The organism is Flavobacterium sp. K5-23 (genome assembly GCF_023278045.1).
GTDB lineage: Bacteria > Bacteroidota > Bacteroidia > Flavobacteriales > Flavobacteriaceae > Flavobacterium.
On sequence record NZ_CP056783.1, the window covers coordinates 252127 to 276554 of the forward strand.

Sequence of the window (24428 nt, forward strand, 5' to 3'; positions counted from 1 at the left end):
CCGTTAAGTTATGTATTAAGAGCAAAACAATAATTTATAAAACATATAAATTACAACGTACGTTTTTTCCGAATATAACAAACGATTTAATATATAATTGTGTATTTAGTCGACTTTTCACACTTTACATAGACTATTCGTTTATTTTTAATAATTAATCAAACCCCAATTAAACCTTTTTGTAATTTTATTATCAAAAAGAAATAACCTAAATACCATTTAATTATGAAAACAAAAAAATTATTTCTCGGAGCTATTATAGCTTTCACTTTTTTTATTAGTTGTGATACAAATGAAACAGCAGCAGACACTACTGCGGTAACAAGCGATGAAATTACTGTAGAGTCAAATTTGGATATTGCTATCGATGACGTTTCTCTTATTGTGGATGACCAGTATGCTATGCAACAAAGCACTACAAATAAATCAACAACTGTAATTAAGAGTATCTTACCTACTTGTGCAACTATTACCACCGTATTAACTACGGATACTTGGACTAGAACAATTGATTTTGGAACAGTTGGCTGTGAACTTAAAAACGGAAATTTTGTAAAAGGAAAGATCGTTATTAGCTTCTCTAAAAACTACACATCACCTTCAAGAACAATTTCTTATTCATTTGTAGACTTCTACCACAACAACAAGTTAATCAAAGGAAATAGAAGTATTACACATGAGAGTAAAAGCACTGAGTTATTAGCTACAGTTCATCCTGTATCTACACACTCAGTCGATATGACTGTCACTTTTGGAGATGGAAAAGTGTATACTAGAATAGGAACAAGAGTTAAAGAAATGACTGCTGGGTTTGAAACTCCATTCAACTGGGAAGATAATGTTTTCAAAGTATGGGGATATCATATTACTACTTTCCCTAATGGAACTAAAATCTCTAGCACTATTAAAACTCCATTACAATTCACTATGAGTTGCAAAATACCTTTCGCTACAAAAGGAAGCATTCTAATTGTTAAGAATAACAAAGAAGCCTTATTAGATTTTGGAAATGGAGATTGTGATAATTTAGCTACAATAACAGTAAATGGTGTCACTAAAGAAATTCAATTAAAGAAATAGATTTTTAATTCTTTAACAAAAAAAGGTTTAGCCATCTATGACGGCTAAACCTTTTTTAATTTATAATAAGTTCTTTTATGCTTCCTTATTAGCCAGTTGACCACAGGCAGCATCAATATCTTTCCCTCTACTTCTTCTTACTTTCACCACAATTCCCGAATTTTCAAGTGCTTTTATATAGGCATTGATTGATTCATCTGAAGCTTGTTGAAATTCTCCATCATCGATTGGATTATATTCAATCAGATTGACTTTACACGGAACGTATTTACAAAATTTAACCAAAGCATCGATTGAATCTTTATCGTCATTTATCCCTTTCCAAACTACATATTCATAAGAGATTTTACTTTTGGTCTTTCTATACCAATATTCTAATGATTCTCTTAAATCTGCTAGAGGAAAACTTGCACTAAAAGGCATAATTCTCGCTCTAATTTCATCAATTGCAGAATGCAGCGAAACAGCCAGTTTAAATTTTACATCGTCATCAGCTAGCTTCTTTATCATTTTAGGCACACCTGAAGTCGAAACCATAATACGTTTTGGAGACATTCCTAGACCTTCACTTGAAGTTATCATTTCGATAGCCTTTAAAACATTGTTGTAATTCATTAATGGCTCACCCATTCCCATGAAAACAATATTCGACAAAGGATGATTGTAATACAAACGGCTTTCTTTATCTATAGCCAGAACTTGATCATAAATTTCAGCAGGTTCAAGATTTCGCATTCTTTTTAATCGTGCTGTAGCACAAAAATTACAATCTAAACTACAACCCACCTGACTCGATACACAAGCAGTTGTTCTTGTATTTGTAGGTATTAAAACTGACTCTACAACTAGTCCATCGTGAAGTCTAACGGCATTCTTAACTGTACCATCAGTACTGCGTTGCATTGTATCAACCTTAATGTGATTGATAACAAAATTATCTTCCAGCATAACTCTTGTGGCTTTTGTCACATTAGTCATATCATCAAAATTATGCGCGCCTTTGCTCCACAACCATTCATAAACCTGATTCCCACGAAAGGACTTATCTCCATTAGCAACAAAAAAATCTCTTAATTGTTCTTTTGATAAGGCTCGTATGTCTTTTTTCTCAATTTGCATGCTGCAAAGTTAGTAACTATTTTGTAGTTTTCGTTATTTGTGAATTTGGTTATTTGTAATTTTGTGAAAAATTTAAAACAATGCACTTCATTTCCCAAGAACTAGAAGATTATATAGAGCAACATTCTCAAAAGGAACCTGAGTTATTAGCAGCCTTAAACAAGGAAACATATCAAAAAATACTTTTGCCTCGTATGTTAAGCGGTCATTTTCAGGGACGTGTATTAAGTATGTTATCTAAACTGATTCGGCCTTTAAACATTCTCGAAATAGGGACTTACACGGGTTATTCGGCTTTGTGCTTATGTGAAGGTATGCAGGAAGGCGGCCAACTCCATACAATAGACATTAAAGAAGAGCTGGTTGATTTTCAGCGCAAACACTTCGATAAATCCCCTTGGGGCAATCAAATCGTTCAGCACTTAGGAGAAGCGGTAGATATTATACCAACGCTTGAAGTAAAATTTGATTTGGTTTTCATCGATGCGGACAAAGAGAATTACATCAATTACTTTGAACAAATTCTTCCAAAAATGAATAAAGGAGGCATTATCCTTTCTGACAATGTATTATGGAGCGGAAAGGTATTAGAACCTTTACATCCTAATGACATAAGCACAAAAATACTGCTGGAATATAATGATTTATTGAGTAATGACCCAAGAGTGGAAACGGTTTTACTGCCTATTCGTGATGGACTAACGGTAAGCAGGGTTCTTTAATTTGCTATTACATCCTGAAAAAACCTGCTTTTTAGCCCAGATGAGAAAGGAAATCCTTCTGGTTTAAAATGAATTTTTTCTAAAAAAAAAGAGCGACCAACGGAAGCTCCTTTATTTTTAACAGAAAAAACCGTTTTAAACCAGAAGATTGAAATGTACAGCTGGAATAGCTTCTTGTAAAATTATTTTGAAAAATATTTGATTTGAATGTATTGGTATATTTTAAACATCGTACATCCTGATAACATCCCAAATACATACCCTGTTAAAATATCTATAGGGTAATGCAGTCCCAGATAAATACGGCTATAAGCAAAAATTAGTGGCCATAAAAACAGGAATATGGTATGCTTATAATATTTCTTTAAAATACAGTATAAAAATGTTGAAACCGCCATACTATTTGCAGCGTGACCGGAAAAGAAACTATACGAATTACTTGTTTTAACCAGTCGAATTATAGAATTAATCTCAGGATTATTACAAGGGCGTAGTCTTTGAAATCCATTTTTGAATAAATTAGTAACCTGGTCTGTAAATGCTATCAAAACCGCTACAAACAAGAGCAAATACAATGTTTGTTTCGTGCCTAATTTCTTAAAAAGAAGATACAGCAATACTAGAAACAAAGGAATCCAGTTAAGCTGCTTAGTGATCATAAGCCAAAGACCATCGTAAGTCTCCGAACCTAAACCATTTAAATAAACTAATAAACCAGTATCAAGAGATAGAATTTTATCTAGCATTACATTTGTCTTTTTACAGGTCCTGTAATGTTTTCTATGTCTTCTTTCACTTTTTCAACCTGAGTAACTGTATCTCCAAGAAGGCTTTCTTTGGCTTTATTAATCTCTGAATTGATCCCGCCTGTCATATCACTCAATGATTTAGCGTCTAAACCATTAGCTTCAGCACCTTTTTGAATTTCGCTTTTAATGTCGTTTGTCGCATTTTTTAATTGCGCCATTGCTTTCCCCATAGTCTTCGCTATTTCTGGTATTTTATCAGAACCAAAAAGCATGAGTACTATAAATAAAATGAAAACTAACTCTCCTCCTCCTATGCCAAACATATTTTTATTTTTAATTGCTGCAAAGATACCATATTTTGAAACTTTGTCTTTTAATTTTTTCATAAAAAAAAAGACTCATAAAGAGTCTTTTTTTAATTTTGCTAGCTTAGTCAAATTTTGATTTAAGCTCTTCTTTTGGCCAAGTGTTATTAGTCACATCAATATCTGCTGTTTCTAATTTTGGGTCAATTTGAATTTTTTTGATTGCTTTTTCGGTTGCAAAAACACGTTTAGCGGTATCATTATTCTTTCTCCAGATTTGAGCTGGATACTTGAAATTTTCTTTTGTTCCATCTTCGAATGTCAATTCAACTAATATAGGCATCAACATCCCTCCTGGTTTATTAAACTCTACCTCGTAAAAATACTTAGGCGATTTTAAATTAGACCTTTCTTCGGCTGTGAATTTTTGATTTACGTAATCAGATAATAATTTCACATCTTCTAACTTCAAAGCTTTCTTTTGACTTGATGACAACTCTTCGCTTTTTCCTGATATAAGATAAACAAACGGGCCTTTTTCTTCTCCAAAACGTCCTCTTCTAACTTTAGCGTCTTTCAATTCCTTTGTAGGAGTTTCAGAAACATAAAATTGTTTTACATCACTAATTCCGATATCTACATAATCAGTTGAATAAAACCAACCTCTCCAAAACCAATCTAAGTCTACTCCTGAAGCATCCTCCATTGTTCTAAAAAAATCTTCTGGTGTAGGGTGTTTGAATTTCCAACGGTTTGCATATACTTTGAAAGCATAATCAAACAATTCTCTTCCCATAATTGTTTCTCTAAGGATATTAAGTCCTGTTGCAGGTTTTCCGTATCCATTATTACCAAATTGGATAATATTTTCAGAATTTGACATTATAGGCTCTAAAAACTTTTGGTCTCCGCTCATATAAGGCACAATTTTATGCGCAGGTCCACGGCTTGAAGGGTAATTAGGATCTAATTCCTGCTCAGCCATATATTCCATAAAAGAGTTCAATCCTTCATCCATCCAAGTCCATTGACGTTCATCAGAATTCACAATCATAGGGAAATAATTATGTCCCACTTCATGGATAACTACACTTGTCATACCGTGTTTGATTCGGTCACTTGTAACCCCATTAGCATCAGGACGACCATAATTCCAGCAAATCATAGGATATTCCATTCCTTGGTCTTCAGCAGAAACTGAAATTGCTTTTGGATAAGGATAATCAAAAGTATGAGAAGAGTAACTTTTTAAAGTATGCGCTACTACTTTTGTAGATGTTTCTCCCCAAAGTGGATTAGCCTCTTTTGGATATAACGAAATTGCCATTACGGTTTTTTCGCTTAATTTAACTGCCATTGCATCATAAATAAACTTTCTAGAAGTAGCAATTCCAAAATCCCTAACGTTTTTAGCGCTAAATTTCCAGGTTTTCTTTTTATCAGAAAATCCTTTTTCACTTGCTTCTGCTTCTTGTTGTGTAACAACTACAACAGGGGTATCGTAAGTTTTTTGAGCTAATTCATATCTTTTAACTTGAGCTGGTGTAAACACCTCGCTTCTATTCATCAAATCACCCGTTGCCTCCATAACATGATCAGCAGGAACAGTAATATTTACATCAAAATCTCCAAAAGGCAAAGCAAATTCTCCACCTCCCCAAAATTGCATGTTTTGCCAACCTTCAACATCATTATAAACTGCCATTCTAGGGTAGAACTGAGCAATCACATACAATCTATTTCCTTCTTTTTCGAATAATTCATACCCTGAACGTCCTCCTTCTGTTCTATAATTATTGATGTTATACCACCATTTTATAGAAAAAGACATCACTTCTCCAGGCTTCATTGGAGTCACTAAATTGATTCGCATCATAGTTTGATTGATAGTATAAGACATAGGAGCTCCCTTAGCGTCTTTTACATATTCAATATTAAAGCCACGTTCTAGTTTATTTTTCAAGAACTTGTTAGTAAAAGTAGCCGCAGGAAATGTTTGATCCATTCTGTCACTTTCCGCTAAAGGGGATTGCGAATTAGGAGCTGCTTGATTCTGGTCTAATTGCACCCATAAATACTCCAAACTATCTGGGGAATTATTATGATAAGTAATGGTTTCAGAACCACTTAATTTTGCATTTTTGTCGTCTAATTCAATATCCATCTTATAATCAGCCTGTTGTTGATAATAAGCAGGACCCGGAGCACCTGAAGCTGTACGAAACATATTTGGCGTTGCCAATAAATCATACATTTGACTAAACTTATTTGTGTCATACTTCCCTGATTGTTTAGGAGCAGTCGTTTTCTCCTGTGCAAATAATACTACTGGAAGAATAAAAAATAATGTGATTTTTTTCATAGATAGAATTTCGAAATTATTTCAGCCCGTGAAAATAATAATTTTCCACAGCTTATTTCAAAAAATTTAATATTTTAACATCTCTTTTGTGGAAGATTCAGTAAAGAGGATACTTTTTTTAATTCCCAAAACATTTATATGAGTAATGTTTTGTTGCTCAGCATTCCAATCTAACAAGACAGAATTACTTATTTCAAGAGAATTGATTTTAGCTATTTCTTTAATGCTCCAATAGCAAATCAGCACATCATCGTCTATTTCCTTACTCAAGAAATTCATGGATTTTGACTGTCCGTTTACTTTAATCGAAAAATTTTCATTGATATACTTTTTCAACAGAATTAATTCTTCTGCTGATTCTTTATCTAGGCCTAAAAACAATTTTTTCTTGTATTTTTTCTCAAGCGCTTTATTCAAATCATCAATGAAAATCCTGGAAGTGATTTGTAACATTTTCTTTTGTGGAGCGTAATTTACCTGATAGATCGCCATATAAAATTTATGAGCGCTAAAGGAAACTAAAGACAAACTAAATATCGCAAGAAGTGTAATTATAAATGCTTTTTTCATTTGTCAAAAGTAGTCATTCTTTTGAATTCCTTGTTTTTAGTAACCAGAAATTCTATCAATTCAAATTCGTTTTGGTTTTTCAGTACCGTTTTTGCTTTTGGATCGTTTTCACTAAAAATTAGAAAAAGACCAATTTCATCGTCTTTAAGTTTCAATGTATTCGTAAAAAAATCATACCCAATTTTAGACATTGCAAAATCCGAGAAACCCTGTGAATAATCAATTTTATCAGGATTGTTTTTTCTAAAAATTGTCAAGACGTCTTTATAAATCCGGACAAAATCCGTTCCTTTATCAATACTCCCGTCCGGCGGCATCGCTATATTTTTTGGCGAAGATTTTTCATCATCAACGTATTGCATATCCACAATTTCCTGAGACTTTCCTTCGACAGGGTTTTTCCACTTTTTAGCAAAAATAAGAACTTCAGTCAGCTGATTTGTATGAACCTCCATTCGCACTCTCAAAAGAGGCGACTTAATATTAGTATCGGTAATAATTATTTTTCTAGACTTAAACCCTAAACTTGAAATTAGCAAAGTGTCATTTATTTTTACTGAAACCACAAAAAAACCATTTTCCTTAACAGCCGCTCCTGACTTTGAGTTTAAATTAAAAACCACACCGTTTTCAATCTTAACATTATCATTTACTACCTGACCATGCAATGGTTTCCTGGTCAATGTTTGAGCCATACAAAATTGACAAAACAAACTCAAAAGAAATATTCCTATTTTAGTTTTCATTTTGATTAATTTGGTTATAATTCTTTGCTAAACTGACAATTAAAAACATTGACAATGTTTTATTCCTGGTATTTAATGATTCTACAAATTCCCCGTTTTCCACACAATAATATTGAAATCCTTGAATGTAATCAACCGGAATTTTTAAAGATTCAATATAATACTTGTCTTCAAATAGGTAAGCTAATCGATTTAAAGCCTGTCCTTTTTTCTCTACTATTATATTCTTTTTAAGCATTGCTTTGCGGCCAGAAATAGCATTTAAAAGTCCGTCAATTCCTCCACCAGATGTAGCTGTATATAACTTCCTTTCGGCAGGAGTATACTTTTTTTGACCGTATGGGATAATCCCTAAATTTTCAGCAGTGATTTGAGGATATTCATTAATCACAACTTCATCGAGATCAATGCTTTTTGTAACCATCAGTATCGAAATGAATTCCTTTGTTAAATCCTGATTATTAATGGTCTTATGTAAAGTTACGAGATTTACAGCAGAAAATACCAAAACATCTCCTTCTTTTACCAAAATAGAAAACAATCCGTTTTTATCAGAAACAGCACTCAATTTACTTGATTGATTAACTATATTGATTGATTCAGCAGTTGCGTTCTCGACAACTATTACACCCTGAATCGTAATCTGTTTGGTTACTTGACCATAAAACAACTGAGTAATCAACAAAATCAGGATTACTAAAAAAGTATTTTTATTATTCATTAGCAATAATGCTTTTATATTTTACAGCGAGTTCCCCTAATAAAAACTCAATCACCGTTTTATTACCCAAATTTAGATTCTTAATAAAGTTTTCATTTTCTACAGCAAAATACTCAAACCCTTTCACATAGATAGCAGGAATACCTAACTTGTTTATAATATGATCTTCATCAAACATATTTTCCAATTTCTTTAAACAAAACTCTTTCCTTTCAACTTCCAAATCCTTTTTAAGCCTTTTTGTCCTACCATTTATCATATTAATCAACGGATCTAAAGGCATCGAACCTCCAATTAAACCTAACAACATGATAGGTTTAAAATCACCAGCTGTTTTCAATTTCCTTTCGGCTGAAGTATATTTTTTCATCCCGTTAGGAATAATACCCAAACTCTCTGCCGATATTTTCTGACGCTCTTTGACTACAACTTCTTTAAGCGCAATACTTGCTGGAGTCATAGTAATACGAATCACATCCAGGACCAAGTCATGTTTGATTATTATTTTATGTAAAGTATCCAGATTTACAGCAGAAAATACCAAAACATCTCCTTCTTTTGCCAAAATAGAAAACAATCCATTTTTATCAGAAACCGTACTCAATTTAAGTGATTGATTGACTACATTAATAGATTCACCAGTGATATTCTCTACAACTATTACTCCATAAATTATTTTCCTGCTGTCTATCTGACCAAATAAAAACGGAGTGATTAGCAAAAACAGAATTACTGAAAAAATATTTTTTTTATTCATTCGCAATAATGCTTTTATATTTCACAGCGAGCTCGCCTAATAAAAACTCAATTACTGTTTTATTACCTGAATTTAAAATCTTCGTGAATTTGTCATTTTCAACAGCAAAATACTCAAACCCTTTCACGTAGATAGCTGGAATTCCTAACTTGTTTATAAAATGATTTTTATCAAACATATATTCCAATTTTTGTATACACCTAATTTTACTTTCTACTTCAACTCCTTTCTTAAGCATCGCCGTTCGACCGGAAATCCAATTAAATAATGGATCTGCAGAAACAGAGCCACCAGCCATTCCACCCACACTGGCAGAGGCATCAAGAGAATTGGCAGTCTTCAATAATCGTTCAGCTTGTGTATATGATTTTTGACCTTTTGGGATAATTCCGAGTGAAACAGCGTTTATATTATCATACTTTCGAATAATAACTTCATTCAACAAATTCATTGCGGGTTCCACATTAACTATGATAAAATCTTTTTCAAAATGACCGCAAGTTAATACAAGTTTGAGTACCTTATACTGTATTGCCGAAAACAATAATGTATCACCCTCAACTGCAGTTATAGAAAAGAAACCTTCTTTATCAGTTGTTACAGCAGCCTCTGTATTCTTATTGATAACATAAACCCCTTCGATGTCAGAAATTCGAGCTCGTATTTTACCTTTTAATTTAGTTTGTTCAGGCGCTTGTGCCATCGTATTGGCAGCATATAAAATTAAAAAAAGCTTTAGATACCAACTCATTATTGCAACAATCAATCTATATATTGACTGAATACAAAAATATCCCAAGCTCCTCCAAATTAATTACTAACGTCTTGGTAAAAATATGTTAATAAAAAATGGGGAATAAAAAACACGTTTTTATACCTTTAGACCAAATTACAATCAAAAAATGAAAAACATTATCATAGCCAGTACATCCACCCTACACGGTGGTGACTATTTAGAATACCTGTTACCAGAGTTAAAAAACCATTTTAAAGAGTGCAAAACAGTATTATTCATTCCTTACTCAAGGCCAAGCGGTATTACACATGAGGAATACACTGCAAAGGTTTCTCAGGCTTTTGCCAAAATAGATATTGATGTAAAAGGAATACATGAATATATAGATGCCGGAATTGCAATAAAAAATGCCGAAGGAATATTTACGGGAGGCGGAAATACTTTTTTATTAGTTTACCAATTGTATAAAAATGAACTAATAACAACTCTTGCGGAAACTGTAAAAAACGGAACTCCTTATTTAGGGACTAGTGCGGGAAGTAACATATGTGGACTAAGTATGCAGAATACGAATGACATGCCTATTATTTATCCTCCAAGTTTTCAAACATTAGGCTTAATTCCTTTTAACATAAATGCCCATTACTTAGATCCCGACACACAGTCAAAACATATGGGAGAAACACGTGAAACCAGAATCAAAGAATTCCATGCATTTAATACTATTCCAGTATTAGGACTTAGAGAAGGAAGCTGGCTGGAAGTAAAAGGAGAAAAAACTTTCTTAAGAGGAACTTTGACTGCACGTCTTTTTAAACAAAATCAAACTGCAATAGAACTGGAATCAGGAAGTGACCTAAGTGGCTTAAAATAAAAAAGCCGAAACATAAATGTTTCGGCTTCAAAGAGCGAAAGACGAGGCTCGAACTCGCGACAACCAGCTTGGAAGGCTGGAGCTCTACCAACTGAGCTACTTTCGCATTAACAGGCTGCAAATATAAGTATTTAATTTACTTAAATGCAAATTTTATTTAAATTATTTTTTCTGATTCAAATTTATCAGATACGCAAATTAAAACTTCCGTATCCTCAACATACTTTACTAAAGAAAAATAAAATCCTCAAATTAAAATTTGAGGATTTAGAGCGAAAGACGAGGCTCGAACTCGCGACAACCAGCTTGGAAGGCTGGAGCTCTACCAACTGAGCTACTTTCGCATTACCGTGGTGCAAATATAGATAATAAAGTTACTTTAAAACAAATTTATTTTAGAAAAAAGATTTAAAAAACCTATTCCTGTTGGCTTAACCCTATTCTATATTACCCGTAAACATTTTATTTATAAATCCTTAACCCCTCATTTACTTCAAAAAATAATTTAAATAAAAAGCGAATGAATTAAATAATTTCTTACAATAAAAACAGTTCATATGCAGTAAACTCCAGAGTTCATGAAAATAAAATTGCCTGTATAACAACTACATTTCAAATATTACATCGGCTTAGTGCAATACGGTTTCGAAAATAAAAAAACAGACCATAAGCACAACCATTAAAATAGGTCTAAAGAATGCATCTAGAAAATTTACTGAGCCCTTACAAAGTAAAAAAAAGGTATACTTCATTAAAGAGGCATACCTTTTATTATGAGATCGTCTGGTTTAAAAAAACTAATCTTTATAGCAGATCACATTACTGCTTTATCTAAACAATTAAGAAACCAACTCAGAATCTGTTTTAACATCTCTCGATTGATGATAGATAAACAAACATGATTTACCCTTTATCGTATTGATAATTTCTTCTTTTAATTCTTCTGGAATTGCGGGACAACCTAAACTTCTCCCTAATCTTTTATTGTTTTTAATGAAAGACCCAGAAACATAATTAGCGGCATGCATTACAACACCTCTTGCCCTAGCATGATCATTTACCCCTTTCTCCAAGCCATCTAAACGCAATGACATACCATGTTTCCCGTTATAAGTCTCTCCAGTAACATAAAGTCCTAAGCTGCTTTTGAAAGACTCATTTGAATTAGAAAAACTATTTGCAAATTCCTCTCCGGTATTTCTACCATGAGCAACAAGTGAATTATATAAAATAGTATTAGTCGTTAAATCAATTACCCAAAGTCTTTTAGTATTCGAAGACAAACTAAAGTCAACTAATGTCAAAATATCTTTTGTAACCAATCCTTTTTCTTTTAGAGTATAAAAACTCTTCAAAGCCTGAGAAAAACTTTCCAATTTAGGTAAAGCATATTGATTAGAATGTAAGTCGTTATAAACGGCCTCAACTTCATCATCTATAGTTACAACAGTTTTTACAGCCAATTCTTTTGAACTGGTACTCTTTGTGTTATAAAAAGATGCTTTAGTTTGAGAAAGTGAAAATAACAAAAATAAAAAGGCGGGAAATAATTTATAATGCATTGATTTTGTATGTGTTACGTTGTTTAGTCGAATAGTCAAATATATAAAAAACAATAGGTTTATAAAAATCAAAATTGCGAAACAGAGACAAAATAGGCTATTTGTAATCCTATTACGACATTAAATGCCTTTAAAAATTTGCTTATACTATTAATTATATTATTTTTGCTCCATAACATTCTCAATTCATGCAAAAATTCTACTATTCTTTATTAATATTGTTTGTTTTCAACAATTTCAATGCATATAGTCAAAAAAAGAACCTTATAGCGAAATCTACTACACAGAATATAAGCATTGACGGGAAAATGAATGAGGCTGCCTGGAAAGAAAACACGGAAATCGCCACTGATTTCATCATGTTTGAACCGGATAATGGCAAACCTATTAGCAAAGATAAAAAAACAGAAGTAAAAGTATTATATGATAATGATGCCATCTATATAATGGCAATATTATACGACAATGAACCTGATAAAATTCAAAAAGAAATAACTAATCGTGATGTTTTTGGAGTATCTGATCATTTTTCGGTTTCTATAAATGGATTTAATGATGGTCAGCAAGATTTTAGATTTTATGTAAGTGCTGCTGGAGTTCAAATGGACTGTTTAGCGACAGAAGATAATGAAGATTTTGTATGGGATGCCATTTGGGACAGTGAAGTTTCCATAACTGATTTTGGATGGGTGGTAGAGATGAAAATCCCTTATGCCGCTTTGCGATTTTCTAATGCCCAAAAACAAACCTGGGGATTGAATTTTATGCGAGAAATAAAACGCGACGTTCAAAAATACACTTGGAATCATGTGGATACAAAAATTGGTGCCGTAATTACTCAAGCGGGGACACTTGAAGGAATTGAAAATATAAAAACATCAACCCGTCTTTTCTTCATTCCTTACACCTCTTTTTATTATCAAAAAAATGATAGCGACTCCGATAAAACATTCAAAGGAGGATTAGACATTAAATATGGGATTAACGACTCCTTTACTTTAGACGCAATACTGGTTCCTGATTTTGGCCAAACAAAATTTGACAATGCTATATTAAACCTAGAACCTTTCGAACAAAGGTTTGATGAAAACAGGCCTTTTTTTACAGAAGGAACTAATTTATTCAACATAGGGAATTTATTTTATTCCAGAAGAATTGGTGGCGCACCCAGTAGCGTCCCTGAAGTGTCTGATGATGAAGAAATAACTGAATATCCAAGTACTGTAGATTTGTTAAATGCAGTAAAAATATCGGGCAGAACTGAAAAAGGATTGGGAATTGGGTTTTTAAATGCAGTTACCGAGAGAACAAAAGCGACTATCCTAAATAACCTTACTAATGAAACCCGTGAAGAAGTAATAGAGCCCTTAACCAATTACAACGTAATGGTCTTTGATCAACGATTCAATCAAAACTCATCAGTATCTTTTGTAAATACTAACGTCACTCGTAACGGTAGTTTTAGAGACGCTAATGTTTCAGCTTTACTTTTTGATTTAAGCACTAAAGCAAACTCCTATAATTTATACGGGGATTTCAAATACAGCACAATAAATGACATTGAAGATTATAATGGTTTTAAAACATCGTTAAACTTTGCCAAAACAAGCGGTCAATACAGGTACGCCCTTTCTGGCAAATACATTTCCGAAAATTATGACGTCAATGACTTAGGAATTATTTTTTACACCAATTACCACAATGCTTACGCCAAAGGAAGCTACCGTATAGTGAACCCAACAAAATATTTCAACACTTTTAAATTCGAGCAAGAATTAAATTTTGAAATTCAAAACACTACAGGGAAATCCCAAGAAGCTTGGCATAAAACTACTTTAAAAGCAACAACATTAAACAATCATTATTTTGAATTTGCTTTAGTAATTACCCCTTTTGAAACTTTCGACTTTTACGAACCTCGAGTGGCTGGAAGGTATCTGCAGATTCCAAGAAAAATCTCCTCTTATTTTGGTACAGAATTTAACCGTAACAGCGCATTTACTTTTGATTTCACCCCAAGTTTCACATTGTTTGACCAAGACAAAAGAATTACTTACGGGATTGCATTAGGACCAAAATATAGGGTTAATGATAAATTGTCTTTGTTCTACGTGTTAGATTACACTCGTAAAAACAATGATATCGGATGGGTAGGTTTTGAAAATTCAGACATTATTATTGGAAAAAGAAACAGAGAGATTTTACAAAATGATTTTACCGGAAAATATGCTATAAACAATAAAATGACTTTAAATCTTACTGCTCGTTATTATTGGTCTTATTCTGATAATTTAGAATACTACAATTTACAGGACGATGGTTATCTAGTTGAAAACAATAGTTATTCTTTAAACAAAAACAGAAACTTCAACTCTTGGAATTTTGATTTATCCTATTCGTGGTGGTTTGCCCCTGGTAGTCAAATCTCTGTTTTGTACCGTAATTATGGGCTAGAAAGGTCTAACCAAGTCGAAAGAAACCTTTCTACAAATCTAAAAAACGTTTTCAACTCCGATCTTACCAGTATCTTTTCAATAAGTCTGCGTTACTTTATAGATTATAATACTGTGAAAAATAAATTCTAGCAATTCAAAATAGTATGAAAACACTTCTAATCAATAATAGTGATGAATCTGAAATGTTAATATTTTCCCATATTTAAGAAAAACCTGTAACATCTGTTTCAAATTGATGACTATTCATATACCCAAATGACTAAACTCTTTGGGGACATTAATTACGCATCAATCAAAACAATCAAATGAAAAGAATCCTTTTTATTAATGCACTTCTATTGTCTTTTTTTGGCTACAGCCAAAAAAAAACCTTACCCACTAAATTTATTTCTGACAACATCAACATTGACGGAAAATTAGATGAAGAAATATGGAAAACGGCACCAATCGCAACCGATTTTATTATGTTTCAACCTGACAATGGAAAGCCAATCCCAGAAAACAAAAGGACAGAAGTAAGAGTTTTATACGACAATGACGCGATATATATTGCCGCATTAATGTACGATAACGAACCCAGTAAAATCTTGAAAGAAATCACTAAACGAGATGATTTTGGTACATCTGATTTTTTCGGGGTTTTCATTAATGGTTATAATGATGGTCAACAAAACTTTCAATTTTTTGTTTCAGCATCAGACGGGCAAGCAGATTGCATCTCAACTGATTCTTCAGGAGAGGATTATTCCTGGGATGCAGTATGGAAAAGCAAAGCCATACTAACTGATTTTGGCTGGGCTCTCGAAATGCGAATTCCCTATGCCGCTTTGCGTTTTTCTGATGAAAAAAAGCAAACTTGGGGTTTAAACTTTTTTAGGGAAATAAGAAGAGACCGTCAAAAATATTCATGGAATTTCATTGATTCAAAAATCGGGACTTTTACTCAACAAAACGGAATTCTAGAAGGTATTGAAAACATCAAGACACCTACTCGACTATTCCTTTTGCCCTATTCCTCTTTCTATGTAAATTCAAATTCTAAACAAAAAACAACTGGAACTTTAAAGGGAGGATTAGATATTAAGTACGGTATTAACGATGCTTTTACCCTTGATGCCATTTTAATACCTGATTTTGGACAAACAAAATTTGATAATCAAATATTGAATCTGGGCCCGTTCGAGCAACAATTTAACGAAAACAGACCGTTTTTTACTGAAGGAATCGATCTATTCAGTAAAGGTAATTTACTGTATTCACGAAGAATTGGCGGAAGACCAAGTACATATCCTACTATAGGGAATGATGAAAAAGCTACAGATAATCCATCAAGTGTAAATCTACTGAATGCTTTAAAAATATCTGGAAGAACTAAAAATGGATTAGGAATAGGGATCCTTAATGCGGTTACCGAAAGAACTTTTGCAACCATTACAAACAACAATACTCAATCAACAAGAAGAGAAGAAGTCGAACCGTTATCAAATTATAATGTCTTGGTTTTGGATCAACGGTTTCGTAAAAACTCCTCCGTTAGTTTTGTAAACACTAATGTAACCAGAAACGGAAGTTTTCGTGATGGGAATGTATCAGCATTAGTCTGGGATTTAAATACTTTAAAGAACACTTATAATCTTTCAGGAAATTTAAAATACAGTTATATAAATGATATCGAAGATAAAAAAGGGACCTCATCTTCATTGAATTTTGCAGAAACTAGCGGAAAATATAGATATAGTCTTGGAGGTGAACTAGTAACCAAAGATTATGACAACAATGATTTGGGAATTAATTTTGAAACAAATTATTATAGCCTTTACGGGAATGCAAGCTATCGAATATTGAACCCTACAAAACACTTTAACAGTTTTAGGATTGGTTATAACATGTACACCCAATTTCAAAAAGAAACGGGAAAACTACAAGGAAACAATATCAATTTAAATGTAAATATAGGCAACAAAAAAAATCATAATTACGGGTTTGGAGTAAATACTAATTTCCTTGAATCGTATGACTATTATGAGCCTAGAGTTAACAATAGATTCGTTATTCTTCCTGAAAGAGTAAGTGCTTGGTTGTATATTTCTTCTAACTACAACAACAAATTTGCTTTTGATATAAATCCATCTATCGCTATATTTAACGAGAAAGACAGAAGCACTTTCGGTTTATCCATAGGACCTCGATACCGTTTTAACGACAAATTTTCCCTTAGTTACAATCTGGATATTGAAAGAAAAAATAACAATCGTGGATTTGTGGATTTATTCGATGAAGACCTAAATAGTGCTACACCAGCTACTATTATTTTTGGTAACCGTAATGTAGCTACTTATTCTAACTCCCTTTCAGGAAAATATTCTATTAGTAGCAAGATGAATTTTGACCTTTCTATACGCCATTATTGGTCGTATGCCGAAAACAAGAATTTCCTGTCTCTTGAACAAAATGGTAAACTAACTGATTTTACAGGATATAATCGAAATAAGAATCAAAATTTCAACTCTTGGAATCTGGATTTATCCTATTCCTGGTGGTTTGCTCCTGGTAGTCAAATTTCCATATTATATCGTAATAATGCAGCCAACTTTGAACGTGAAATCAATAAAGATTTTGGAAAGAAAGTCACTAATTTATTGAATAATGAAGCTTTAAGTCATGTTTTATCTGTCAGTGTACGTTATTATATTGATTATAATTCGATAAAAAATATTTTATAAATGCATTAATTTTAATAAAAACTACTCGTCAGTATTAAATCTTTACTTTTTATCCGTCTTATTTTTCGAATTTACAATAGTGTCTTACTCAAGAGTGAAGATTTTGAAAATGCTTTATCTTTGCATAAAATAAAAACTAATGACCAAAAAAGTAATACTAATGATTTTAGACGGTTGGGGAAAATCTCCTGACCCGAAGATATCAGCAATCGACAATGCAAACGTTCCGTTCATAAACAGTTTATATAAAAATTACCCTAGTGCCCAACTTCGTACTGATGGCTTACATGTAGGATTGCCTGAAGGACAAATGGGAAATTCCGAAGTGGGACATATGAATCTGGGTGCAGGAAGAATTGTGTATCAGGATTTAGCCAAAATTAATTTGGCTGTAGCCAATAAAACTTTGGCACAGGAACAAGTTCTTAAAGATGTTTTTCAATATGCTAAAGACAATCATAAAAAAGTTCATTTTTTAGGATTAGTTTCTGACGGTGGTGTTCACTCCCACACCTCTCATTTACGCGGATTAATTGATGCAACCCAAGATTATGGATTGCAAGATGTATTCGTGCACGCTTTCACAGATGGCCGAGACGTGGATCCCAAATCAGGTAAAAAATACATCCAGGATTTAGAAAATTACATCGAAAACACTTCAGTAAAAATCGCTTCAATAATAGGCCGTTATTACGCCATGGATCGTGATAAAAGATGGGAAAGGGTAAAACTAGCCTACGACTTATTGGTAAACGGACAAGGAACACATTCTAAAGATGCAGTTGCAACCATAAAAGAAAGTTATAAAGACCATGTGACTGACGAATTCATCAACCCTATTTTAATGGTTGACGAAAATGACAAACCTCTAGCCACAATACAAGACGATGATGTTGTTATTTTTTTCAATTTCAGAACTGACAGAGGACGAGAATTAACTGAAGCATTATCACAACAGGATTTTCACGAGCAAAACATGCACAAACTTAATTTGTATTATGTTACGCTGACCAATTATGACGAAACCTATAAAAATGTAAAAGTCGTTTATAACAAAGACAACATCACGGAAACGTTGGGTGAGGTTTTAGAAAAAGCGAACAAAAAACAAATCCGAATTGCAGAAACCGAAAAATACCCTCATGTTACTTTTTTCTTTTCAGGTGGAAGAGAAGAGCCTTTTATTGGCGAAAGCCGAATTCTAAAGAACTCTCCAAAAGTTGCAACTTATGATTTACAACCGGAGATGAGTGCCTTTGAACTAACAGCTGCTTTAATTCCAGAATTAGAAAAAGGAGATGTGGATTTTGTATGTCTAAATTTTGCCAATGGCGATATGGTAGGCCATACCGGAATTATGGAAGCTGCAATAAAAGCCTGCGAAGCGGTAGACAAATGTGTCGAAAAAGTGATTACAACTGCTTTAGCACACGACTATACCATTCTTGTAATTGCTGATCACGGTAACTGCGAAACAATGATTAATCCTGACGGAAGCCCAAATACAGCTCACACCACTAATCCCGTTCCTTTTATCTTAGTTGATAAAGAATTGAAAGAAGTGCACGACGGAGTTCTAGGCGACATTGCCCCTACTATATTAGAATTAATGGGGATTGAAAAACCCGCTGTAATGACACAACATTCTTTGTTGTAAGGCAAAAATTCACAATACAATTTCTAAAAGGCTATTCTAATCGAATAGTCTTTTTTTGTAATTAAAAGTTAAAAACTTTGTTTTTGATAGTATTACTATTATTTTTGCGCAAAATACAATTAAGAATGAAGGATATATTTTCAACCATCAAAATACAAGTAAACGAAAAGATCTATGTAAAAGATCCGGAAACCTCAGCATTAGGACGGAAAATTATCCAAGAAAGTATTCTTCTGATGGAGGAGATAGGATTTGACAATTTTACATTTAAAAAATTAGGAACAAAAATTAATTCAAACGAGAGTTCCATCTACCGCTATTTCGAAAACAAGCATAAATTATTATTGTATCTTTCTTCGTGGTATTGGAGTTGGATTGAATACAAATTGTTTTTTGCGACTACCAACGTTGATGATTCCTTCGAAAAATTAAAAAAAGCAATAACCGTTGTGACAGAAAAAATTGTAGATGACAAAGCCACGGCACACATTAACGAAGCGGTTTTAAATAAAATAATTATTTCAGAGTATACTAAAACGTTCCACACAAAAGAAGTAGATGAAGAAAACAAAGAAGGTTATTTTTTAATATACAAAAGAGTTATTAATAGAATTGTCAAATTGATAACCGAAGTAAACCCTGAATATCCATTTGCAAAAAGCCTTGCTTCCACTATTATTGAAGGATCACTTCATCAACATTTTTTAAGAGACCACTTGAAAACCATCACTAATTGTGACGAACACGTAAGTCCAACTGATTTTTACATCAATCTTATTATAACAGTTTTAAAAAAATAAACACACAATGACTCCATTAAAAAGATTTTACAATCTATTAGAACTTGATAAAAAAGATGTTACACAGCTTTTCTTTTATGCCATATTTGCTGGATTAGTCAGTTTGTCCCTTCCTTTAGGAATTCAAGCCATTATTAACTTCATTCAGTCTGGGAGAGTTAGTGTTTCTTGGATAGTCCTAATAATACTTGTTGTATTAGGAGTTGCGCTTGTAGGTATACTTTCGCTGATGCAATTGAGAATAACAGAGAATCTACAACAAAAAATCTTTGTTAGATCTTCATTTGAATTTGCAGCGAGATTGCCTAAAATTAAATTTGAGGAATTATATAATACGTATCCACCAGAATTAGCCAACCGTTTTTTTGACACGATGACCATTCAAAAAGGAACTTCAAAGTTATTGATTGATTTTTCGGCGGCATTACTTCAGATTATTTTTGGGGTTATCCTATTGTCGTTGTACCATCCTTATTTTATTGTGTTTGGTATTATGCTGATTATTCTGCTATATTTTATATTTAAACTTTCTTATAAAACGGGTTTAGAAACTAGTTTAAAAGAATCCAAATTTAAATACAAAGTGGCAAGATGGCTACAAGAAATGGCAAGAAATAATTTCAGTTTTAGAAGCCAAATCAACTTTGATTTTGGACTTCAAAAAAACGACCAAATTGTAAGCGATTATCTTATTTACAGAGAAAAACATTTCAATGTTATTAAAAGACAGTTTACACAGCTAATCATCTTTAAAGTAATTATCACTGCAAGTTTACTTTCTATAGGCGGATATCTTGTAGTATCACAACAAATGAATATTGGGCAGTTTGTCGCTGCCGAAATTATCATCTTATTAGTGATTAACTCAGTTGAAAAAATCATTCTTGGTCTGGAAACTTTTTATGACGTATTGACTGCTGTTGAAAAAATTGGTCAGGTTGCCGATTTGAGTTTAGAAGAAGAGTTTGACAGCGAAATCTCCACTTGTTACTCTGATATTACATTGGAAACTGACAACCTTAGATTCAAATTCCCTGATTCCAAAAACACTATTTTAAGTGCCGTTTCATTAAAAATAGAACAAGGAGAAAAAATTGTAATTAATGGTGAAAATGGCTCAGGAAAAACGACTCTAATTCGACTACTATCAGGACTATTAAAACCTACTTCAGGTACATTTTTCATTAATGATGACACTTTTAAAAAGATAGATTTAAAACAATACCGTTCTCAAATAGGGAGTATCATTTACGGAGAATCCCCTTTTGAGGGATCTTACCTTGAAAACATAACCTTTAATGATAAAAACATCAGCCAAGAAGATTTGAAATGGGCGATTGACGGGGTACAATTAACATCTGTAATTAAAACTTTACCTAAAAGTTTAGATACACATATATTCCCGGAAGGAAGACAATTGTCATCCTCAAATGCTCAAAAAATACTGTTAGCTCGAAGTATAATCCATAAACCAAAAATTCTTTTCTATGAAGACCCAACGGATACTATGGATGAAAAAGTGGCAAATGAAATTATTGATTTCATTACAGCTAAAGAAAATAATTGGACAATAATTGTGTCTTCAAAAAACCCCTATTGGAAAACTAAATGCAGCAGGGAAATCATTATGCATAATGGACTTATTACTCAAGACACAAAAAAATCATAAGAGATGCTAAACATATCTGACAATAACAAAACAAACATTCAGGATTTACAGAAGTTTGAAACAATTAGGAATTTGAGCCTACGTTCAAGTTCAAGAATGTTGAATAAAATCATAGTAACAGTTTGTGTTTTAGGAATTCTAGTTCTGTTCCTACCTTGGACACAAAACATTTCCGGTTCTGGTGCAGTGACTACCTTGAAACCTAATCAAAGACCACAGTCAATACAAAGCGTTATTTCTGGTCGAATAGAAAAATGGTATGTTCAGGAAGGGGATTTCGTGAATGAAGGGGACACTATTCTTTTCATTTCGGAAATTAAAGAGGATTATATGGATCCTAATTTAGTAGCCAATACTAAAAATCAGCTAAACGCTAAAAAATCATCCTTAGATTCCTACGGTTCAAAAGTGAATACGCTATCAAGTCAAATTCATTTTATAGAAAGCGAAAAAGGATTAAAATTAGAGCAAGCACAAAACAAGATACAACAGTCGCTTTTAAAAATAAAAAGTGATAGTATGGATCTAGTTGCTGTAAAAACACAGCTTAAGATTGCAAACACTCAATTTAATCGTTCAGTTCAATTGAACAATGAAGGGTTAAAACCGTTGACTGATGTAGAGGACAAAAGATTAAAGCTTCAAGAAGTTGATGCTAAAATCATCACTCAAGAGAATAAATTTCTATCCAGTAAAAATGAATATATCAATGCTAAAGTAGAAATCAATAGAATTACAGCGGAATATTCTGAAAAAGTATCCAAAGCACAAAGCGACCAATACACTGCTTTGAGCAATCAATTTGATACTGAAGCTCAGGTTAACAAACTAGAGAATCAATATGCAAATTACAGCATTCGAAACGGTATGTACTACATAAAAGCACCACAAAGCGGGTATGTAAATAGAGTTTTACAAGCAGGAATAGGCCAAACTGTAAAAGAAGGAACTCCTATAGTGAGCATTATGCCAGCACAATATGACATTGCAGTAGAAACCTATGTTGACCCAATCGATTTGCCTTTGATCAACAGAGGAGAAAAAGTACGTGTTTGGTTTGATGGATGGCCTACCATCGTATTCTCAGGATGGCCTGATATGTCTTATGGAACTTTTGGAGGTGAGATTGTTGCTATCGAAAATTTCATTAGTGACAACGGTAAATATCGAATACTAATTGCTCCTGATAAAACAGAGGCCGCTTGGCCAAAAAAGATTAGCATAGGGTCTGGAGCAGAAACAATCGCTCTGCTTGACACCGTGCCTATTTGGTTCGAAGTATGGAGAGTCTTAAATGGTTTTCCACCAAATTATTACAAATCGACATCAATAATTGATAAAGAGAAAAAATAATGAAACAGTTACTTTTTATTTTACTGCTGCTTGGGTATGCTGTTTTTGGACAAGAACCAAACAATAGTACACAAGTATTGCTAGATAACACATCCAAAGAGTTTACTTATAATGAGTATCTTGGTTATGTAAAAAAATACCATCCATTAGTTAAAAACGCCAATTTAGAAATCAATAAAGCACAAGCCAACTTGATGATGGCTCGTGGTGGGTTTGACCCAAAAATTGAAGTTGACTTTAAGGAAAAACAGTTTAAAAACAAAGAATACTATTCGATACTAAACAGCAGTTTTAAAATTCCTACTTGGTATGGAATCGAAATAAAAGCGGGTTTTGACAACAATGAAGGTGTTTATTTGAATCCTGAAAACACAGTGCCGAACCAAGGATTAACATCTTTAGGAATTAGCATTCCGTTAGGACAAGGTTTATTCATCAACCAAAGAATGGCTGATGTACGCAAGGCAAAAATTCAAATGCAACTGAGTCAGGCTGAACGAAAACTACAAGCAATTGCTGTTTTATATGATGCCTCTGTTGCTTATTTTAATTGGAAGAAAAACTTCAATGAAGTAAAACTATATGAAACTTATAGCAGCAATGCACAAATTCGTTTTAACGGAATAAGGTCCCTTATAAAAGCAGGAGACAAACCTGCAATTGATAGTATCGAAGCTGGGATTATTGTAAAAAATCGACTTCTAAGCTTGGAAGATTCACAACTAAAACTAACCAAATCAAAATTAGAATTATCTAATTTCCTTTGGCTGGATAACACAATCCCATTAGAGCTATCGGACGAAATTACTCCTGAATCACAATTAGAATTCACCATTCAAGAGACCTTAAAAACTAATGATTTATTAGATAATGAATTCTCAATAAACAATCACCCAAAAATTAATGCTTTAGAAAGTAAAATCGACATTTTGACTGTCGAGAAGAAACTAAAAGCTAATATGTTGTTGCCCAAAATTGATGTTGGTTATTCGTATTTAGCCGAACCAAGCTATATTGACAACTATCAATTTGAAGATTATAAAATAGGTTTGAATTTTTATTTCCCTTTATTTTTAAGGAAAGAACGGGGAAGTTTAAAATTAGCAAAATATAAAATTCAAGAAACAGAGTTTATATTGAGTCTGGAAAAAGTCCAACTTTCGAATAAAATAAATGCTCAAAAAATAGAAATTCAATCTCTGCAAAAACAAAAAAACATAATAAAAGGATTAGTAAAGGACAACGCGACGATGTTACTCTCTGAGGAACGCTTATTTTCTTTTGGCGAAAGTTCGTTGTTTTTAATTAACACTCGAGAGAATAATTTAGTCAGTGCTCAACTCGCTTCCATCGTTTTAGAAAACCGATTTTACATCTCAAATTCGGAGCTTTTTAAAATTATGGCCAATCCTGATTAAATAATTGAAAAATCGTACTTTAGCAATCCAAATAATATGTTTTGGGTTT

Annotated in this window: 20 protein-coding genes and 2 tRNA genes; 10 read left to right on the top strand and 12 right to left on the bottom strand. The window is 32.8% G+C overall.

Features of this window, described 5'->3' with window-relative positions; translation table 11 throughout:
- Positions 1-225: 225 nt before the first annotated feature.
- Positions 226-1080, top strand: a complete 855-nt coding sequence (locus tag FLAK523_RS01175) for a hypothetical protein (RefSeq protein ID WP_248905630.1) — start codon at positions 226-228, stop codon at positions 1078-1080.
- Positions 1081-1155: 75 nt separating this feature from the next.
- Here FLAK523_RS01175 and rlmN read toward each other — a convergent pair whose 3' ends face one another.
- Positions 1156-2199: a 23S rRNA (adenine(2503)-C(2))-methyltransferase RlmN gene (rlmN, locus tag FLAK523_RS01180; protein ID WP_248905640.1), complete on the bottom strand. Its 1044-nt coding sequence runs from the start codon at positions 2197-2199 to the stop codon at positions 1156-1158.
- Between the two features lie 80 nt (positions 2200-2279).
- On the opposite strand from rlmN, the gene FLAK523_RS01185 reads away from it, so the two are divergent.
- Positions 2280-2921, top strand: coding sequence for an O-methyltransferase (locus FLAK523_RS01185; RefSeq protein ID WP_248905642.1), 642 nt, complete (start codon positions 2280-2282; stop codon positions 2919-2921).
- A gap of 182 nt (positions 2922-3103) precedes the next feature.
- On the opposite strand, the gene FLAK523_RS01190 is transcribed toward FLAK523_RS01185, so the two are convergent.
- The 8 genes from FLAK523_RS01190 to FLAK523_RS01225 all read right to left on the bottom strand — a co-directional run bounded on the left by FLAK523_RS01190 (position 3104) and on the right by FLAK523_RS01225 (position 9882).
- Positions 3104-3667, bottom strand: coding sequence for a phosphatase PAP2 family protein (locus FLAK523_RS01190; protein ID WP_248905645.1), 564 nt, complete (start codon positions 3665-3667; stop codon positions 3104-3106).
- A complete protein-coding gene (locus FLAK523_RS01195; RefSeq protein WP_248908113.1) occupies positions 3667-3993 on the bottom strand; it encodes a twin-arginine translocase TatA/TatE family subunit in 327 nt (108 codons plus the stop codon). Before FLAK523_RS01195 ends, FLAK523_RS01190 begins: the two co-directional genes overlap by 1 nt.
- Before the next feature lie 106 nt (positions 3994-4099).
- Positions 4100-6337 (bottom strand): M1 family metallopeptidase, encoded by a 2238-nt coding sequence (locus tag FLAK523_RS01200; protein WP_248905647.1) that lies wholly within the window; start codon positions 6335-6337, stop codon positions 4100-4102.
- 66 nt (positions 6338-6403) lie between these two features.
- The gene (locus FLAK523_RS01205; protein ID WP_248905649.1) at positions 6404-6907 is read right to left on the bottom strand and encodes a DUF6702 family protein; all 504 of its coding nucleotides are present in this window, start codon (positions 6905-6907) and stop codon (positions 6404-6406) included.
- Entirely contained in the window at positions 6904-7653 is a 750-nt protein-coding gene (locus FLAK523_RS01210; RefSeq protein WP_248905651.1) for a hypothetical protein, read from the bottom strand. The genes FLAK523_RS01205 and FLAK523_RS01210 overlap by 4 nt, the downstream gene beginning before the upstream one ends.
- The gene (locus tag FLAK523_RS01215; RefSeq protein WP_248905653.1) at positions 7643-8374 is read right to left on the bottom strand and encodes a carboxypeptidase-like regulatory domain-containing protein; all 732 of its coding nucleotides are present in this window, start codon (positions 8372-8374) and stop codon (positions 7643-7645) included. The genes FLAK523_RS01210 and FLAK523_RS01215 overlap by 11 nt, the downstream gene beginning before the upstream one ends.
- Positions 8367-9131: a carboxypeptidase-like regulatory domain-containing protein gene (locus tag FLAK523_RS01220; RefSeq protein ID WP_248905655.1), complete on the bottom strand. Its 765-nt coding sequence runs from the start codon at positions 9129-9131 to the stop codon at positions 8367-8369. Before FLAK523_RS01220 ends, FLAK523_RS01215 begins: the two co-directional genes overlap by 8 nt.
- Positions 9124-9882 (bottom strand): carboxypeptidase-like regulatory domain-containing protein, encoded by a 759-nt coding sequence (locus FLAK523_RS01225; protein WP_248905657.1) that lies wholly within the window; start codon positions 9880-9882, stop codon positions 9124-9126. The genes FLAK523_RS01220 and FLAK523_RS01225 overlap by 8 nt, the downstream gene beginning before the upstream one ends.
- Before the next feature lie 151 nt (positions 9883-10033).
- Here FLAK523_RS01225 and pepE point away from each other — a divergent pair, with 151 nt between their 5' ends.
- Complete coding sequence (gene pepE, locus FLAK523_RS01230) at positions 10034-10741, top strand: dipeptidase PepE (RefSeq protein WP_248905659.1); 708 nt, start codon at positions 10034-10036, stop codon at positions 10739-10741.
- A 33-nt stretch (positions 10742-10774) separates the two neighbouring features.
- Here the strand turns inward: pepE and FLAK523_RS01235 are convergent.
- The 3 genes from FLAK523_RS01235 to FLAK523_RS01245 form a co-directional block, all read right to left on the bottom strand.
- Positions 10775-10847 (bottom strand) — tRNA-Gly (locus tag FLAK523_RS01235).
- 165 nt (positions 10848-11012) lie between these two features.
- Positions 11013-11085: transfer RNA gene (locus FLAK523_RS01240), tRNA-Gly, on the bottom strand.
- Positions 11086-11580: 495 nt separating this feature from the next.
- Positions 11581-12303, bottom strand: coding sequence for a murein L,D-transpeptidase catalytic domain family protein (locus FLAK523_RS01245; protein ID WP_248905661.1), 723 nt, complete (start codon positions 12301-12303; stop codon positions 11581-11583).
- Positions 12304-12491: 188 nt separating this feature from the next.
- On the opposite strand from FLAK523_RS01245, the gene FLAK523_RS01250 reads away from it, so the two are divergent.
- The 7 genes from FLAK523_RS01250 to FLAK523_RS01280 all read left to right on the top strand — a co-directional run bounded on the left by FLAK523_RS01250 (position 12492) and on the right by FLAK523_RS01280 (position 24379).
- On the top strand, positions 12492-14888 hold the full coding sequence (locus tag FLAK523_RS01250) for a DUF5916 domain-containing protein (protein ID WP_248905663.1): 2397 nt from the start codon (positions 12492-12494) through the stop codon (positions 14886-14888).
- A 176-nt stretch (positions 14889-15064) separates the two neighbouring features.
- Positions 15065-17482, top strand: coding sequence for a DUF5916 domain-containing protein (locus tag FLAK523_RS01255; RefSeq protein ID WP_248905664.1), 2418 nt, complete (start codon positions 15065-15067; stop codon positions 17480-17482).
- A gap of 139 nt (positions 17483-17621) precedes the next feature.
- Positions 17622-19139 (top strand): 2,3-bisphosphoglycerate-independent phosphoglycerate mutase, encoded by a 1518-nt coding sequence (gpmI, locus tag FLAK523_RS01260; RefSeq protein ID WP_248905666.1) that lies wholly within the window; start codon positions 17622-17624, stop codon positions 19137-19139.
- A 125-nt stretch (positions 19140-19264) separates the two neighbouring features.
- The gene (locus FLAK523_RS01265; protein ID WP_248905668.1) at positions 19265-19939 is read left to right on the top strand and encodes a TetR/AcrR family transcriptional regulator; all 675 of its coding nucleotides are present in this window, start codon (positions 19265-19267) and stop codon (positions 19937-19939) included.
- A gap of 7 nt (positions 19940-19946) precedes the next feature.
- Complete coding sequence (locus FLAK523_RS01270; RefSeq protein ID WP_248905679.1) at positions 19947-21608, top strand: peptidase domain-containing ABC transporter; 1662 nt, start codon at positions 19947-19949, stop codon at positions 21606-21608.
- Between the two features lie 3 nt (positions 21609-21611).
- Positions 21612-22961 (top strand): HlyD family secretion protein, encoded by a 1350-nt coding sequence (locus FLAK523_RS01275; RefSeq protein ID WP_248905681.1) that lies wholly within the window; start codon positions 21612-21614, stop codon positions 22959-22961.
- Positions 22961-24379: a TolC family protein gene (locus FLAK523_RS01280; RefSeq protein WP_248905683.1), complete on the top strand. Its 1419-nt coding sequence runs from the start codon at positions 22961-22963 to the stop codon at positions 24377-24379. The genes FLAK523_RS01275 and FLAK523_RS01280 overlap by 1 nt, the downstream gene beginning before the upstream one ends.
- The last annotated feature ends 49 nt before the right edge of the window (positions 24380-24428 follow it).